The 15,457-nt window shown below is 49.6% G+C and carries 16 protein-coding genes; 3 read left to right on the top strand and 13 right to left on the bottom strand.

The genetic code is table 11. From position 1 onward, the window contains the following. Positions 1 to 179: 179 nt before the first annotated feature. The 4 genes from MHI45_RS26125 to MHI45_RS26110 form a co-directional block, all read right to left on the bottom strand. On the bottom strand, positions 180 to 587 hold the full coding sequence (locus MHI45_RS26125; RefSeq protein WP_038587294.1) for a hypothetical protein: 408 nt from the start codon (positions 585 to 587) through the stop codon (positions 180 to 182). A gap of 222 nt (positions 588 to 809) precedes the next feature. Continuing rightward, complete coding sequence (locus MHI45_RS26120; protein ID WP_038587292.1) at positions 810 to 1,349, bottom strand: peroxiredoxin; 540 nt, start codon at positions 1,347 to 1,349, stop codon at positions 810 to 812. A 248-nt stretch (positions 1,350 to 1,597) separates the two neighbouring features. Further along, positions 1,598 to 2,680, bottom strand: coding sequence for a 3-isopropylmalate dehydrogenase (gene leuB, locus MHI45_RS26115; RefSeq protein WP_038587290.1), 1,083 nt, complete (start codon positions 2,678 to 2,680; stop codon positions 1,598 to 1,600). A 236-nt stretch (positions 2,681 to 2,916) separates the two neighbouring features. Then, a complete protein-coding gene (locus MHI45_RS26110) occupies positions 2,917 to 3,351 on the bottom strand; it encodes a hypothetical protein (RefSeq protein ID WP_076112636.1) in 435 nt (144 codons plus the stop codon). A gap of 186 nt (positions 3,352 to 3,537) precedes the next feature. Here MHI45_RS26110 and MHI45_RS26105 point away from each other — a divergent pair, with 186 nt between their 5' ends. Continuing rightward, the gene (locus MHI45_RS26105; protein WP_038587286.1) at positions 3,538 to 4,518 is read left to right on the top strand and encodes an aldo/keto reductase; all 981 of its coding nucleotides are present in this window, start codon (positions 3,538 to 3,540) and stop codon (positions 4,516 to 4,518) included. Between the two features lie 122 nt (positions 4,519 to 4,640). Here MHI45_RS26105 and MHI45_RS26100 read toward each other — a convergent pair whose 3' ends face one another. The 4 genes from MHI45_RS26100 to MHI45_RS26085 are packed head-to-tail and all read right to left on the bottom strand — an operon-like array spanning position 4,641 to position 7,293. Beyond that, positions 4,641 to 5,729 (bottom strand): DUF4097 family beta strand repeat-containing protein, encoded by a 1,089-nt coding sequence (locus tag MHI45_RS26100; protein WP_341119681.1) that lies wholly within the window; start codon positions 5,727 to 5,729, stop codon positions 4,641 to 4,643. A gap of 19 nt (positions 5,730 to 5,748) precedes the next feature. Continuing rightward, on the bottom strand, positions 5,749 to 6,246 hold the full coding sequence (locus tag MHI45_RS26095; protein ID WP_038587282.1) for a hypothetical protein: 498 nt from the start codon (positions 6,244 to 6,246) through the stop codon (positions 5,749 to 5,751). Between the two features lie 28 nt (positions 6,247 to 6,274). Then, the gene (locus MHI45_RS26090; RefSeq protein WP_076112638.1) at positions 6,275 to 6,730 is read right to left on the bottom strand and encodes an anti-sigma factor family protein; all 456 of its coding nucleotides are present in this window, start codon (positions 6,728 to 6,730) and stop codon (positions 6,275 to 6,277) included. Next, a complete protein-coding gene (locus tag MHI45_RS26085; protein ID WP_052091868.1) occupies positions 6,727 to 7,293 on the bottom strand; it encodes an RNA polymerase sigma factor in 567 nt (188 codons plus the stop codon). Before MHI45_RS26085 ends, MHI45_RS26090 begins: the two co-directional genes overlap by 4 nt. Before the next feature lie 227 nt (positions 7,294 to 7,520). Between MHI45_RS26085 and MHI45_RS26080 the strand changes: the two genes are divergently transcribed. Then, positions 7,521 to 8,654 (top strand): response regulator, encoded by a 1,134-nt coding sequence (locus MHI45_RS26080; RefSeq protein ID WP_083675793.1) that lies wholly within the window; start codon positions 7,521 to 7,523, stop codon positions 8,652 to 8,654. 114 nt (positions 8,655 to 8,768) lie between these two features. On the opposite strand, the gene MHI45_RS26075 is transcribed toward MHI45_RS26080, so the two are convergent. The 4 genes from MHI45_RS26075 to ilvB form a co-directional block, all read right to left on the bottom strand. Further along, entirely contained in the window at positions 8,769 to 10,310 is a 1,542-nt protein-coding gene (locus MHI45_RS26075) for a 2-isopropylmalate synthase (RefSeq protein ID WP_038587278.1), read from the bottom strand. 108 nt (positions 10,311 to 10,418) lie between these two features. Next, positions 10,419 to 11,411: a ketol-acid reductoisomerase gene (gene ilvC, locus MHI45_RS26070; protein ID WP_038587276.1), complete on the bottom strand. Its 993-nt coding sequence runs from the start codon at positions 11,409 to 11,411 to the stop codon at positions 10,419 to 10,421. Between the two features lie 192 nt (positions 11,412 to 11,603). Next, on the bottom strand, positions 11,604 to 12,092 hold the full coding sequence (gene ilvN, locus MHI45_RS26065; protein ID WP_076112639.1) for an acetolactate synthase small subunit: 489 nt from the start codon (positions 12,090 to 12,092) through the stop codon (positions 11,604 to 11,606). Further along, the gene (gene ilvB, locus MHI45_RS26060; protein WP_038587272.1) at positions 12,089 to 13,837 is read right to left on the bottom strand and encodes a biosynthetic-type acetolactate synthase large subunit; all 1,749 of its coding nucleotides are present in this window, start codon (positions 13,835 to 13,837) and stop codon (positions 12,089 to 12,091) included. Before ilvB ends, ilvN begins: the two co-directional genes overlap by 4 nt. 645 nt (positions 13,838 to 14,482) lie before the next feature. Between ilvB and MHI45_RS26055 the strand changes: the two genes are divergently transcribed. Continuing rightward, positions 14,483 to 14,929, top strand: a complete 447-nt coding sequence (locus tag MHI45_RS26055; protein ID WP_038587271.1) for a GNAT family N-acetyltransferase — start codon at positions 14,483 to 14,485, stop codon at positions 14,927 to 14,929. A gap of 20 nt (positions 14,930 to 14,949) precedes the next feature. Here the strand turns inward: MHI45_RS26055 and MHI45_RS26050 are convergent, their stop codons facing one another. Continuing rightward, positions 14,950 to 15,300, bottom strand: coding sequence for a hypothetical protein (locus MHI45_RS26050; protein WP_076112640.1), 351 nt, complete (start codon positions 15,298 to 15,300; stop codon positions 14,950 to 14,952). Between the last annotated feature and the right edge of the window lie 157 nt (positions 15,301 to 15,457).

Genomic DNA, 15,457 nt, shown 5'->3' with positions numbered 1-15,457 from the left:
AAAATATTTCTAAAATGATTCTTAAGACACATTAAATATCGATCCAAAACAAAATTCCGCTCTTTTTCCGTACCAAAGGTTGTCCATTATTAAGGAATACTACAAAAAAAAGCCTTCGCTGCCGCGAAGGCTTCCGTAATGAAATATTCCAGGGCTATCCCATCGTATTCTTGATGACCTTATGCTTTCTGCTGCAAGCGATGGCGCCGCTGGCTCATTACGGCCAGGCGCTTCTTAAGCTCACGTTCCCATTTGGTATCTTCGATCTGCTTGGCAACAGCCAGCAGGTCAAGCGCCATATCGATCTGATTCCGCACAATGGCGAGAGGATCTTCACTCTCCACATTAATGACGTTTTCGAAGATCGCTTCCTCGTCTTCCATCACATAGTCTTGAAAATCAACATCGGTTACCCCGTCGCCATGAGCATACTCTGCCAGAATCTCATACTCATTTTCGACTTTGTAATGTACCTCTACCCGGTGGCATACCGGACAAAAAAGCAGGGGAACATTATGGACTTGCGTGCGATAATGTTTTAGGGTTCCCTTAGTTCCAACCATACTCGCTCCACAGCAAAAGCTCATACTTGTTCACCCTCCTTGGTAAGTTCCATTGATTTGGTATTATTGTATTACAAGATGCGGGGAGAGATTCCTCTCCTTCAGGCTATATATTAACCTCTGCGCCCGTTTTAAAACGAAATACCGTTAAATAAGGGCTCTTTGTTGCAAAAAACCCCCTTTCCGGGAAATGCTCCCGCAAGGAGGTTCTCATTAGTATATCAAAGAACGCTTAAAGACATAGGCTTACAGGTTCTTGTCGCCTGGTTTCCAGTTCATAGCGCACAGTCCGCCGGATTGCAAGGCTTGCAGAACACGAAGCGTTTCTTCCACGCTGCGGCCTACATCATTGTGGTTAACCACTTGATATTTCAATTCACCTTCAGGATCGATGATGAACAGTCCACGAAGCGCCACGCCTTCTTCTTCGATCAGGACGCCGTAGTCACTGGCAACTTTCTTCGTGATGTCCGAAGCAAGCGGGAAGTTAACTTGTCCAAGACCATTCATATCTTTTGGTGTGGTAAGCCATGCTTTGTGGCTGTGGATCGAGTCGATGCTCACACCCAGAATTTCTGTATCGAGTGCTGCAAAATCAGCAGCAGCATCGCTCAATGCTGTAATTTCTGTCGGGCACACAAAAGTGAAGTCAAGCGGATAAAAGAAGAATACAAGCCATTTGCCGCGATAGTCGGACAAGCTTACCTTACCAAAATCTTTACCGTCGCCCGTTACTGTTTCCATAGTGAAATCAGGGGCTGGTTTACCTACCAAACGTTCTGCCATTGCTTAAATCCTCCTTTGATTATGTAAGAAAAACAACCACTTGTGACAGCTCCGTGAGGAAACCGGCGCAATATGCTTTTCTTGAATTATGATGGTTGGTCAATTTCTTATTGCTATAGACCAAATGGTATCATCGTACAAAATCAAAGTCAATATTACATTCATTACTTTTTTATAATTATTATAAATAAGCAACTTTCTGTGAAGTTTTTTGTTTTTCTGAGTCAAAGGAGGTAAGCTGTGGTACCTTACGCTTTGCGGATCGCCGCAACAATCAGATCGCCCATTTCGGTTGTGCTGATCGCTTTGCTCTTGTCTACTGCAATATCGCTCGTACGGTGGCCTGCATCCAGCACTTCAGCCACAGCGGTCTCAATTGCAGCTGCTGCCTCCTCGTAGCCAAAGGTCGTGCGGAACATCAGCGCAAGCGACAGGATGGTCGCGATAGGATTGGCCAGACCTTGACCGGCAATGTCAGGCGCGGAGCCATGGACCGGCTCATACAGGCCGTAGCTGCCCTCACCCAGTGAAGCCGAAGCCAGCATACCGATGGAACCGGTCAGCATTGCCGCTTCATCACTCAGGATATCTCCGAACATGTTCTCGGTAACAATTACATCGAAGCTGGAAGGACGGCGCAGCAGCTGCATTGCACAGTTGTCCACGAGCACATGCTCCAATTCCACCTGCGGATATTCCGGAGCAATTCTGTTCACAACCTCACGCCATAAGCGGGAGGTTTCCAGGACATTCGCTTTATCGACACTCGCCAGCTTATTTCGGCGTTTACCGGCAATTTCAAAGGCCTGGCGGACAATACGTTCCACTTCCGTTACGTTATATACGCAGGTATCAACAGCTTCTTCCCCATGCTCACCTTGGCGGCGCAGCTTCTCTCCGAAATAAATGCCGCCCGTCAGTTCCCGCACAACCATGAGGTCAGTGCCTTCCAGCACTTCCGGTTTCAGCGTTGACGCATCCTTCAGGCAATCGAATACAACAGCCGGACGCAGGTTGGAGAACAGCCCCAGTGCTTTGCGGATACCGAGCAATCCTGTTTCCGGACGCAGCTCCTTCGGATTGTTGTCCCATTTCGGTCCGCCGACGGCTCCGAGCAGCACTGCATCTGCACTGCGGCAAATTTCCAGTGTATCTTCCGGCAGCGGGGTTCCCCGTTCATCAATCGCAATGCCGCCGAACAGCGCATGCTCAGTTTCAAAGGTGTACCCGAATACCTCTTCCGCTTTCTTGAGTACTTTTTCAGCTTCAGCTACAACTTCAGGTCCGATACCGTCCCCGGCAATTACGGCAATTTTTTTAACCTCGCTCATTCCAGTCACTCCTTAGATAGCCTGCTGCAAGCAGACATAGTTCTTCTTTATATTGTTGTATCATACCGCCGGGAAAAGGACAAAGATATAGATTCTATGGAAGTGATAGGTATCTCCTATAAGTCAACCAGACTTGAAGTTAGTGCTGTATTCACAAGTTCGCACAAAAGGCTCCCCAGTCATCTTCTTACAGTCTGACTGGAGAGCCCTTTTACCACAAGCTTGTCATTGATAGATTAATGATTATCAAATCTGATCTTAAAAGCATTCTGCGAATTGGCATTGGCGTTCTTCACGGTGACTACCAGAGAAGCATTCGGAGCCAGATAATTGTTGAGTCCTCCGGACAGGCTGGAACCCCCAATCGTCCCCAGGTTTATTGTTTGTCCGTTGGCATAAACAAGAGAATAGCTGCCTTGAAATTTACCCGTTACCTGGTCGGTTCCCGTATCCAGAGGACCTGCGTTGGTAATTCTGAAAATTGCGGTTTGCGTTGTACTCGAAGTATTTTTGTACTTGAAGGTGACAGTATCATCATTTCTCAGGCTGTGCTGGACAAAATAATCCAGGTTGGGAATAAGAACGGTGGAAGAGACAGCGAAAACGGAAGACACCATACTGAACATCATTACTAATGCGACTACAGCAGATAAGACACCTTTTCTTCTCATAATCTTCCTCCTTTAGAAAATGTAAGCGAATTTATACGCTTGTCTCCATTCTACCATTATGGTTAAATTTGTATATATATTTATTGCTGATTTCTGCAAGTGCTGCTGTGTTTGCTCTTGTTTCTTAAGTTGTTTACAATTAGTATGCAGTTGTTCGTCAAAATGGATTGAGGGAGTGATTGCGGAGTGCAATACACGAAGCTTGGCAAGTCCGGTCTGAAGGTTAGCCGCCTGTGTCTGGGAACGATGAACTTTGGTCCGATTACGGACGAGAAGGAAGCCTTCCGCATTATGGATGCTGCGCTGGATGCCGGGGTCAACTTTTTTGATACCGCTAACATTTATGGATGGGGTGAGAACTCCGGACTGACGGAGACGATCATCGGCCGCTGGTTCAAGCAGGGCGGCGGCCGGCGTGAAAAGGTCGTACTGGCCACCAAGGTCTACGGAGCAATGAGCGACAAACTGGACGGACCCAACGATGAAGCCGGCCTGTCCTCCTATATTATCCGCCGCCATCTGGAAGGCTCACTACAGCGCCTGCAGACCGATCACATCGAGTTGTACCAGATGCACCATATCGACCGTAAGGTTTCCTGGGGTGAGCTGTGGGGTGCATTTGAGCTCGCTGTAAGCCAAGGCAAAATCGGTTATGTCGGCTCCAGTAACTTTGCCGGTTGGGATATTGCCGTGGCGCAGATGGAAGCGAAAGCCCGCGGTTTCCTAGGTCTCGTATCAGAGCAGCATAAATACAGCCTGACCTGCCGTCTCCCTGAGCTTGAGGTGCTGCCTGCCTCGAAGAATCTCGGCCTCGGCATTATTCCGTGGAGCCCGCTAGACGGCGGACTTCTTGGCCGCAATGCGCTCAAGAAGATTGAGGGCAGTCGCAGCGGCGGCAACTCTGAACGTGTAGAGCAATACAAGAGCCAGCTTACGGCTTTTGCCGATTTAAGCCGTGAGCTCGGAGAGCCACAGGATAATATCGCTCTGGCCTGGCTGCTGGCCAACCCTGCCGTAACGGCGCCGATTATCGGACCGCGGACGCTTGAGCAGTTCGAAAGCGCCCTGCGCTGCCTGGAGATTGTGCTGGAGGAATCCGTGCTGAAGCGTCTGGATGAAATCTTCCCGGGACCCGGTGGGGAAGCCCCGAAAGCCTACGCCTGGTAGACGCAGCGGGCCGTTAACTACAGCCAATCGGCAGAAGCAGACCGGCAGAACCCTGTCCTTCTATTGATCTTATAAAGCAATAAGGAGCTGCCCCCTTACTGGGGAACAGCTCCTTATATTTGTTATTCAGTCGTATCCACGGTCACTGCACCGTTGCTGGTTGATAAAGATACCTTATGTGTTCCGTTGCCAAGTACGGCGGTTCCATGGTTATCGCCGTCGCGCTGCCAATTGATATTTCCCTTTAGCGCACCGTTGCTGGTGTCGGCAGTAATCTTTGCATCGCTTGCTGCCGGCAGGCTGGCGGTAATTTTGCCGTTGCTGGATTTGAGATCCCAGTCGCCTGTAGCCGCCGAGTCAATGGTAATCCTGCCGTTGCTGCTCTTGGCCGTTAAGGAGCCGTCTATATTCCCCAGGGTGATCGCTCCGTTGGAACTGACAAGCTTCACTTCCCCCTGGACCTCCTTCACCACCATCGTGCCGTTACTCGTGTGGGCATCTACACCTCCGGCAACATCATGAATATCCAGGGTGCCGTTGCTGGTATCGATTTCAATGCCAGCCTTCAGGTCTGAAGCCTCAACTGAACCATCGCCGGTGTCAACCTCCACAGCCAGATTCATAGGAAGATTGACGTTCAGGTACGGATCCTTGAAATTAAATCCGATTTGAATATCGAGCCAAGTCGTTTCTTCGTCCAGCTCCAGCGTTAGGGTGTCTCCTTCCGTCGTCACCTTCCACTTCTTTTCCAGCGCACTTGCTGCTTCACTTGCCGATTTACCCGGAAGCTCCAGACTGCCTTCATAATCAAGCGTGCTGCCTTCCACACCTTGAACCTTAACCTTCCCGTTCGGCAATTCAATCTTAATTTTCTTGATTTCCGGCTTTACCTCCACGGTTCCGCTGAGCGGAGCCAGCTGTGTCTTGCCGAGAATGCGGCTTATTGAGCCGCCGGTCAGCACAGTCTGTGCTCCACTGGCTGCGACCAGCACAATGATCAGGACAACTGCCCAACCGCTGACACGGCTCTTAACCTCTGATCTGATGAAAAGCCTGAGCAGCATTTCCAGGCCGAACAGAATGAGCAACGCAGGCCAGATAAAACCCAGTGCGTCATACGTTACCACATCAAATTGGGCAAGTACAATAATGACACCCAGCACGATGCAGCCAATTGCGGCCGTGAAACTGCCGATTTTCCATCTCCCCATGGATCATTTCCCCATTTCTCTATACTTTAGGATTTTTTCTAAGCATACTAAGCCCGTACCCGATTAAACCAAGCGACAGCAGAATTGCCCCGATGTTCATATCTGTGAGAATGTGCCAGAGCCATGGGAAAGCAGTAATCAACAGCAGCAAGAAACCCACTACTACACAGCCGATCCCCACCCAGACCGGATTCAGATCGTCATGCGGATAATCTGGAGCTGCAGGCATCCCCATCGTCCACGGGGCCCCGAAACTGTCTGGATGAAACATCATCCGCTCATGCTCAGCGGCGGATACTTTCATCCAGGCCGCTTTCTGCAGCGCATCAAACAGCTGGTAGAACCATAAGGCCGCGAGGGCGAATGGAAATACCGTCGGCATGGAAGGAATAAGTATGATGCAGAGCGATGCTCCAATCATATACTGAAGGCCCAACTTTTTGAATCCCAGATATAAGTGGCCAATCCCTGGAACCATCGCGAGCAGAAACGTCAGCCAGCGTCTTTTTTTAATCATCTAATATGCTCCTTTAGTGTTAATTTTTCTATTTAGCGCTTCCCTGAGCATTAAACCAGGAAGTGACTGAAGTTGACATATGCCCGTTAATTTCATTGATACCATAAGCCAGATTCTCAAATACCCCAAGTTGCAGCAGCAGGAAGGTTAAGCAAGCAGCAAGTCCATAATGCATCCATGAGGTTCCTGGTGCAGTCCGGCGTCTGGACATAGTCGATTTAACGGTACGCTCTCTGCGCCCGGTTTCAAGCTGTTCAATACGTGACATCACATCAGCGGTAAAATCGGGATACTCCGGAAGATCCACCGGCTCACCGCCCGCCTCCATCTCGCTCCACAGTGCCGCCAGCCCTCTGGCTTCTTCCAGCCATTGCGCGCAGTCGGGACAAGATTCAATGTGCAGACGAACATTCAGCTCCACTTCTGGAGATAGCAAGCCTTCGATATAATGTGGCATCCATTCTTTTACTGTTGCACAATTCATCGCCATTCCTCCCCGCTTTTACGCATCATCTGTCTGGCCCTGTAGAGCTGCGATTCCACTGTTTTGACTGAAATCCCTTTTTGATCAGCAATTTCCTGATAGGAGTGACGCTGAAAATAATACAACTGCACGACCGACCGGTACGGTTCTGTGAGGTTGTTCAAATTCTCGTCCAGCTCCTGCGAGGCTTCCTTGCGCAGCACCGCAGACTCAGGTGTTTGCGTCGTTACCCAGTCATTCTCCGTGTAATCTGCCATACTGCGGTGCCGCCACTCCCTGTCATTCGCCCGTTTCCAGTCGAGACAGGTCCGGTAAGCAATCCGGTACAGCCAGGTGGAGAATGAAGACTGCCCCCTGAAGGAGGGAAGTGCCTTGTAGGCTTTAATGAAGACTTCCTGGGCCATATCCTTGGCCGACTCGGCTTCTCCCGTAATTTTGATGCATACTCTGTACACCATGCCTTGATAACGATTGACCAGATGCCCAAAGGCTTGGTGCTCGCCGCTTAGCACAGCAGAAATCCACTCCGTCTCTTCCAGTATTCTCCCCTCCTTCAGCTTCATTAAGTTAGACGCCGGGCAACCGGAGTTCCCTGCAACGTTTTTAAATATTTTTTTGTCGTGGACATTCAAGTCCATTATGTATATCTTACAACAGGATAAATTCCTTTTTGAAGGATTAATGCCTTTTCTTGTCGAAATCACCTCATTATTATGGCAAAAGCAAACTTATTCTAGTGATTGCCTTAACATCCCGAACTAAAAACTCATAGTAAATTGGCGGTGATTCAATGATTCGCGCAGTGCTTGTGGATGATGAGCGGCTTGCTCTCATGAACTTGAAGATGATGCTGGAGGAGCTGGAGACTGTTGCGATTGTAGCTACCTTCACAGATTCAAGGAAAGCCGTCAGCGAAGCTGCTTACCTGAACCCTGACGTTATCTTTCTCGACATCGATATGCCCGAATTAAACGGACTGCAGGCAGCAGAAATCATTCAAATTCACTGCCCCCGGACGAGCATTGTCTTTGTGACTGCTTATAACAGCTATGCAGTGGATGCCTTCGAGCTTCATGCCCTTGACTATGTTCTGAAGCCTGTGCGAAGGGAACGGCTGATAAAGACCCTCTCGCGCGTGGAGGAAAAAATGCACCAGGAACCGCAAGAGAATAACGGGAATGAAATGATGATCCGTTGTTTTCAATGTCTCCGGTTCGAACGGAACGGACTGCAGCTGTACGACATCCGCTGGCGCACCGCAAAGGGGCAGGAATTATTCGCCTATTTATTTCATCACCGAAACCGCTTCATCAGTAAAGACACGCTGATTGATCTGCTGTGGCCTGATTTCAATTTAAAGAAGGCTTCCAACCATCTGTATACAACTATTTATCAGGTGCGTCAATGCCTGAAGCAAGGGAAGACAAATCTGCGGATCAGCAATCTAAGCGGCGGGGAAGGTTATAAGCTGGAAACAGGAAGCATGCTGGTAGACAGTGCAGAATGGGAAAAAGGAATCCTCTCCCTTGAGCCGATAAATGCAGGCAACTATGGGCAGTACCAGTATTGGTTTGGCTTTTACTCGGGCGATTATTTGGCTGACTATGATTATTTATGGGCAGAAAGTGAACGCCAGCGCCTGCGAAGCATTTGGCTGCATCATGCGATGGAGATGGCCGAGTTCTATATCGGCTGCGGAAAAATCCCGGAGGCGGTAACCGTATATCAGCGGATTGTACAGCTGCAGCCTTATTTTGAGCAAGGCCATTTAGGCCTCATGAAGGTCTATGACCGCATAGGAGAACGTTCGGCGGTAGAGGAGCAATACAACATCCTCACGGATTTGCTGAACAGGGAGCTCAGCATTGAGCTGCCCGTCAACATTGAGCGCTGGTATCATAATTGGAAGCAGCACATTCACTGAATCCTCTAGAATGTCCCCCTCCTTTTTTGCAATCAAAAAAGCTGCCGGTACAGCAGACATTATTCCACTGTACTGACAGCTCGATAAGAACTTGTATAGAGAAACTGCACTTCTTTACAGCTGGGCGTGATCACGCTGCGTGTAGGTTTTTCGTTTCTCCAGCAGCTTGTTGAGCGCATCCAAATAGGCTCTGGCACTGGCTTCCAGAATATCCGTGCTCAGTCCGCGGCCCTGTGCGGCCACTTCACCCTGCGACAGTACGACATGCACCTCGCCCTGCGCGTCCTTGCCCCGGCTGACCGCTTTAATCGAATAATCTCCGAGTGTCACTTCCTCACCCGTAGCCTGATCAATGGCATTATAAATCGCATCCACCGAACCGTTGCCTTCGGCCACCGCCACAATCGGCTGCGCTTCCTGGCTTTTAATAACCACCTTGGCGGTTGGCGTAGCTTCATTGCCATAGGTAACGTAAATCGTCTGCAGGCTGAAAATTTCCGGCGTATCAATCAGCCTCTCTTCCAGCAGCGCCATAATGTCCTCATCGGACACTTCCTTCTTCTTATCCGCCAGATCCTTGAACCTTGCGAAGGCAACGTTCAACTCTTCTTCAGAAACATCGTATCCCAGATCGCTAAGCTTATCGCGGAAGGCATGACGTCCGGAGTGTTTGCCAAGCACGAGCTTGCTCTCTTTGAGGCCGATGGTCTCAGGTGTCATGATTTCGTAGGTAGTCTTCTCCTTCAGCATGCCATCCTGATGAATACCCGATTCATGGGCAAAGGCGTTGGCACCAACAATCGCCTTGTTGCCCGGTACCACCATCCCGGTCAGCTTGCTGACCAGACGGCTTGTGCGTGAAATTTCTGACAGCACCAGCGAAGTTTTTGCATCAAAAAACTCACTGCGCGTCTCCAGCGCCAGCGCGACCTCTTCAATCGCCGTATTTCCGGCACGCTCACCGATACCGTTGATTGTGCCTTCGATTTGATCCGCACCATTCTGGATTGCAGCCAGCGTATTGGCAGTAGCCATACCCAGGTCATTATGACAGTGGGCGCTAAGCTGAACCCGCTCGATGTCCGGTACATTGTCCTTCAGGAATTTGAAAATAGCCCCGTATTCCGAAGGATTCAAATAACCTACCGTATCGGGAATATTCACTACATTGGCACCCTCACGGATGGCCATAGCCACCATCTCAGCCATGAAGTCACGCTCTGTACGCCCCGCATCTTCCAGTGAAAACTCCAGCTTGGAAAAATATTTCTTAGCATAGCGGATAGCGGACTGCGCGGTCTCCAGCACCTGTGCTTTATCCATGCGCAACTTGTGCTGGCGGTGGATGGGTGACGTGGCGAGAAAAATATGAATGCAGGGGTCCTGCGCTCCCTTCAGCGCTTCTTTCACCGCATCAATGTCACTCTCTCTGGAGCGGGAAAGACCGATCAGCGTAACATTCTTCACGGCTTTTGCTACTGCGTTTACCGCTGCCAAATCACCCGGCGAAGCCGCAGGGAATCCCGCCTCCATCCGGTCAATGCCCAGCTTTTCCAGCTGGTAAGCGATTTCGACTTTCTCTCGTGTGTTGAGGTTCACACCCGGCGACTGCTCTCCGTCACGCAGCGTCGTGTCGAACACATAAATTTTCCGCATGCTGAGCACCTCCTGAAAATTGTGCTTAAACCCTCAAATGCGGCCCGCAAAAGTTACGGCCGCATCTGAGGATTGCACTATAGTTTCAATAATCTTAAGTATATGAGCCTATTTCTTAATCCAATGCATCATTTCACGCAGCTGGCTGCCTACTACTTCTACCGGATGAGCAGCTTCGTTGCGGCGGGTAGCTGTAAGGAAAGCACGGCCGGACTGGTTCTCAAGGATAAAGTCACGGGCAAATTTACCTTGTTGAATATCGGTAAGCACAGCCTTCATTGCTTTTTTGGTTTCATCCGTAACAATGCGTGGGCCGGTTACATAGTCGCCGTATTCAGCAGTGTTGCTGATGGAATCGCGCATAGTAGCAAGTCCGCCTTCATACACGAGGTCAACGATCAGTTTAAGTTCGTGCAGACATTCAAAGTATGCCATTTCAGGAGCATATCCTGCTTCTGTAAGAGTTTCGAAGCCCGCTTTGATCAGAGCGGATACACCACCGCAAAGTACAGCCTGCTCGCCGAACAGATCGGTTTCGGTTTCTTCACGGAATGAGGTTTCTATAACCCCTGCACGGGTACAGCCAATGCCTTTGGCATAAGCAAGGCCGATTGCTTTGGCATTTCCGGTTGCATCCTGCTCGATGGCGATCAGGCCAGGAACGCCGAAGCCTTCAACATAAGTACGGCGAACCATGTGACCCGGGGATTTCGGTGCTACCAGCAGCACATCTGCATCCTTAGGAGCAACGATTTGGCCGAAATGCACATTGAAGCCGTGGGAGAACATCAACGCTGCGCCGCTTTTGAGGTTCGGTTCAATTTCATTCTTATATACGGATGCCTGTGTTTCGTCCGGCATGAGAATTTGCACTACATCTGCACGGGATACTGCTTCAGCTACCGGCAATACTTCAAATCCGTCATTTTTGGCGGTTTCGAAGGATTTACCTTCGCGCAGGCCGATGACAACCTGAAGCCCGCTGTCGCGCAGGTTTTGCGCCTGGGCATGCCCTTGGCTACCGTACCCGATTACTGCAATTGTCTTCCCTTTTAACACACTAAGTTCTGCATCCTGTTCATAGTACGTTGTCACTGCCATTGTCAATATCCTCCTTTAATTTGGGACCCATCGTAAAGAGCGGGTACTTCAAGAGCGCCAACTCGCGGTGGTAATCCGGATTGGGATTCAGGCTGCTCCTCAAGTCCCCGCTCTTTAGCGGGGAAATTCAAAATGATCTTATCAAATTAATGCAAACCAGCAGTAATCCGTTAAAGCCGTAAATTATGACAATTAAGCATTGCCGCGAATCATCGCTGTAACTCCTGTACGGGAAAGCTCCTTGATGCCGTATGGCTTGAGAAGTTCAATCATAGCATCGATCTTCTGAGTGTCTCCCACAACCTGTACCAACAGGCTTGTTGTACCGATATCGACTACAGAGGCACGGAAGGTTTCAACTACGCCCATAATTTCTGGACGTTCGGCCGGATCAGCTTTGACCTTAATCAGCGCCAATTCACGGGCAACCATCGGTTTAGCGCCAAGATCCACTACCTTAATAACATCAATCAGCTTATAGAGCTGCTTCTCAATCTGCTCCAGAGTATGCTGGTCACCAAGTGTAACAATAACCATCCGGGATAATCCAACCTCCTCGGATTGGCCCACGGTAATGCTCTCAATATTGAACCCCCGGCGGCCGAACAAACCTGAAACCCGCTGCAGCACACCTGGTTGGTCATTCACAAGCACAGCAATCGTATGTCTCATCACTGTCATTCATCCCCCATCAGCATTTGATCAATGGTTGACCCTTGAGTTACCATCGGGTAGACATTTTCGTCTTTGGGAACAACGAATTCTACCAGAACAGGTCCCGGCGTTTCCAAAGCTTCCTTCCATGCTGCGCCAGCCTCTTCCTTGTTCGTGGCCCGCAGTCCCTTTACGCCATAGGCTTCAGCCAGCTTTACGAAATCCGGGCTGCCGGCGAGGTCGGTATAGCTGTAACGCTTCTCATAGATCAGATTCTGCCACTGCCGGACCATACCAAGCACCTGATTGTTAATAACTACAATCTTGACCGGAATGTTATTGATAGCACAGATGGCAAGCTCCTGGGAACACATCTGCATGCCGCCGTCACCATTGATCGATACAACCAGCCGGTCCGGATGCGCCATTTGCGCTCCGATGGCTGACGGAAATCCGAAGCCCATTGTTCCAAGTCCCCCGGAGGTGATCCATGAGCGGGGATGATTAAATTTATAATATTGTGCAGCCCACATCTGGTGCTGTCCTACATCTGTAGTAACGATAGCTTCACCTTTGGTGGTGTCATTTATCATTTCAATAACCCATTGCGGTTTAAGCTCAGTCTCCGAATCCTTGTAGCGCAGCGGCTGATCCAGCTTCCACTGGGCAATTTGTGTTCTCCAGGCATCGGCACCTGCTGCCCGGCGTACATCGGGAATCAGCATCTCCAGCACTGTCTTCACGTCGCCAACGATCGGAATGTCAGGCGATACATTTTTGCCGATTTCTGCCGGATCGATATCAATATGAACAATCTTGGCTTTTGGCGCGAAGCCGTCCAGCTTGCCGGTAACACGGTCGTCAAACCGGGCACCGATATTAATCAGCAGATCACACTGTTGAATAGCATTGTTGGCGGTATATGTGCCATGCATACCCGGCATTCCCATCCATAGCTCATCCGCACTCGGGAAACAGCCCAGTCCCAGCAGAGTAGTCGTAATCGGAATTTCCGTCCGTTTTACGAATTCATACATCTCTTCATGCGCTCCGGAGTAGATGACACCGCCGCCTGCAATAATAATCGGACGTTCTGCAGCATCAATGGCCCGGATCAGCTTATCGAGTTGAAGTTTGTTCGGAACGGTCCGCGGGTTATAACCACGAAGGTTAACGCCTTGCAGCTGCACCGGATTGAATAACATTTTGGCTGCCGAGACATCTTTGGGAATATCAATCAGCACCGGACCTTTACGTCCTGTATTGGCAATATGGAATGCCTCATGAATGATTCGCGGCAGATCCTCAACATCACGTACCAGGTAGCTATGCTTCGTAATCGGCATTGTGATGCCTGTAATATCCGCTTCCTGGAATGCGTCGGTTCCAATCAGGCTGGAGAAGACGTTCCCGGTGATGACCACCAGCGGAACAGAATCCATAAAGGCGGTGGCAATGCCGGTTACAAGGTTGGTAGCTCCGGGTCCGGAGGTAGCGATGCATACTCCCGCTTTGCCGCTCGCTCTGGCATATCCGTCAGCCGCGTGAATAGCGCCCTGCTCATGCCGGGTCAGAATATGTTTGAAATCATCGAAGCCATGAAGCGCATCGTAGATGTACAGCACAGCCCCGCCCGGGTATCCGAATACAGTATCAACACCTTCCAGTACTAGACTGCGCAGCAGGACTTCGGATCCCGTAATCACCTCGGGATTCTTCCATTTCTCACGTAACTGCTCTGTAGACCGCACTTCCGGTATATTCGCGCTCATCAGTATTCCTCCCTTCGATATTTAACATTCATTATTCAAATGACAGACCGTCTTTTATACAGCTGTAAGAATTGGCTATGCTCCTTTAAAGTTAGTGTTCACCAACCCAGTGCAGCTAACCATCATCTTATGGGCAACAAAAAAACCTTCCGCCACCCACGCGCAAAATAGAAGCGCGTGAGGGACGAAAGGTTGATCTTCCGTGGTACCACCCATGTTTGCATTACATCTCGCGATGTAACGCCTTATCAGGTAACAAAAATCCATCGATGTAGGCAGGGCCCAAATCTTTGTAACCTGAAGTCCCTAACGCGGACTAAACGATTCCCCCTAATAATTCCACCACTGTTGCCGATGGGCCTTTCAGGAAAACAGCTCCGAGGTGAGCTCGTATATAAGGGATTCTGGTGGAGGTTGCAGCAATTCCTCTCACTCTCTGAGCAAAAGAGCCCTTAAAACTTCGTCCTCATCATTGCCGATGCATGTATGTTCGATAAAATGTTTAGACACATTATATGATTCCTCACACAGTTAAGTCAATACCCTTATTTCCGTAACTGACACAAATTGTTGTTCTGTTCTACCGTAACGCCCACACCACCCTGGGCATATGATGTACGACAATGCGTGGAAAGGAGGCGCTCTATGATTCGTTACCGTAGACCCAAGCAGGACGACACCGTCATTCTGGATCTGATTGAAAAGCAGCTCGTCCCTTTATCCCATCTCCCCCAAACCGTAATTAATCAGGTCAGAAAAGATCTGCCCCGCCGCTTGGGGCAAGGAGTTACACTGGTAGCCTGCCCAGACTATGAGAGCGATCCGCTGGGGTTTGTCCACTTTATGCTGCACGGTGATCTGCTGTATATTGATATGCTGGCCGTAGCCCCTGCAGCAAGACGCAAACATTGGGGGAATATGCTCATGGACCGCGCAGAGCGATTTGCATTATCTCGCGGTTGTCAGCGGGCCAAGGTTGCTGTTGATACTGGAAATACTGCCGGTATTTCCTTTTATCAAAAAATGGGCTACAGAGTAGCCCGTTATCAGGCACAAAACTACTGTTATGAGTTTGAAAAGCAGTTCAATTGACTCTGCTGCTTATAATCTTCTTAGAAAAATCCAATCGGAGGTACCGGAGCTCCGCCATAAGGTCCAGGAGCATATCCTCCATACTTGTTATAACCGTATCCACCATATGGATTGCCTCCATACGGGGAGCCTCCATAACCAGGGCCATATCCGCCGGCATAAGGGGCCGTACCTATGGCAAGCAAATCAAACAGCACCAGCGGAATCAATGCTTTGGTTTGTACTTTCTTACCGCTGACACGCTGTAGGATCAGACGGTTTCCAGAAATGCGGAGCAGCTTGCCCGTCACTTTAGAACCATCTTTTTTCACTGCAACGATATTTCTGCCCACCAGCTTCATTACCTGTTTCTTTGTAACCGGCTGTGCCATAATATCCCTCCTAAAATTTTATAAGCATCTGCTTACACACCTGTCTCATATGCATTCGCATAAGTTTCAACACAGTTTATTCGGCGCGTCTGCTGTTCGCCTGTACACATGCCCTGTCCAGCGAAAGAGTAGCAATAACTTGCGGCTTAGCCACACT

The sequence above is a fragment of the Paenibacillus sp. FSL H3-0321 genome (genome assembly GCF_038002865.1).
Taxonomy (GTDB): domain Bacteria; phylum Bacillota; class Bacilli; order Paenibacillales; family Paenibacillaceae; genus Paenibacillus_AQ.
This window is presented reverse-complemented; position numbering and strand designations above follow the sequence as displayed.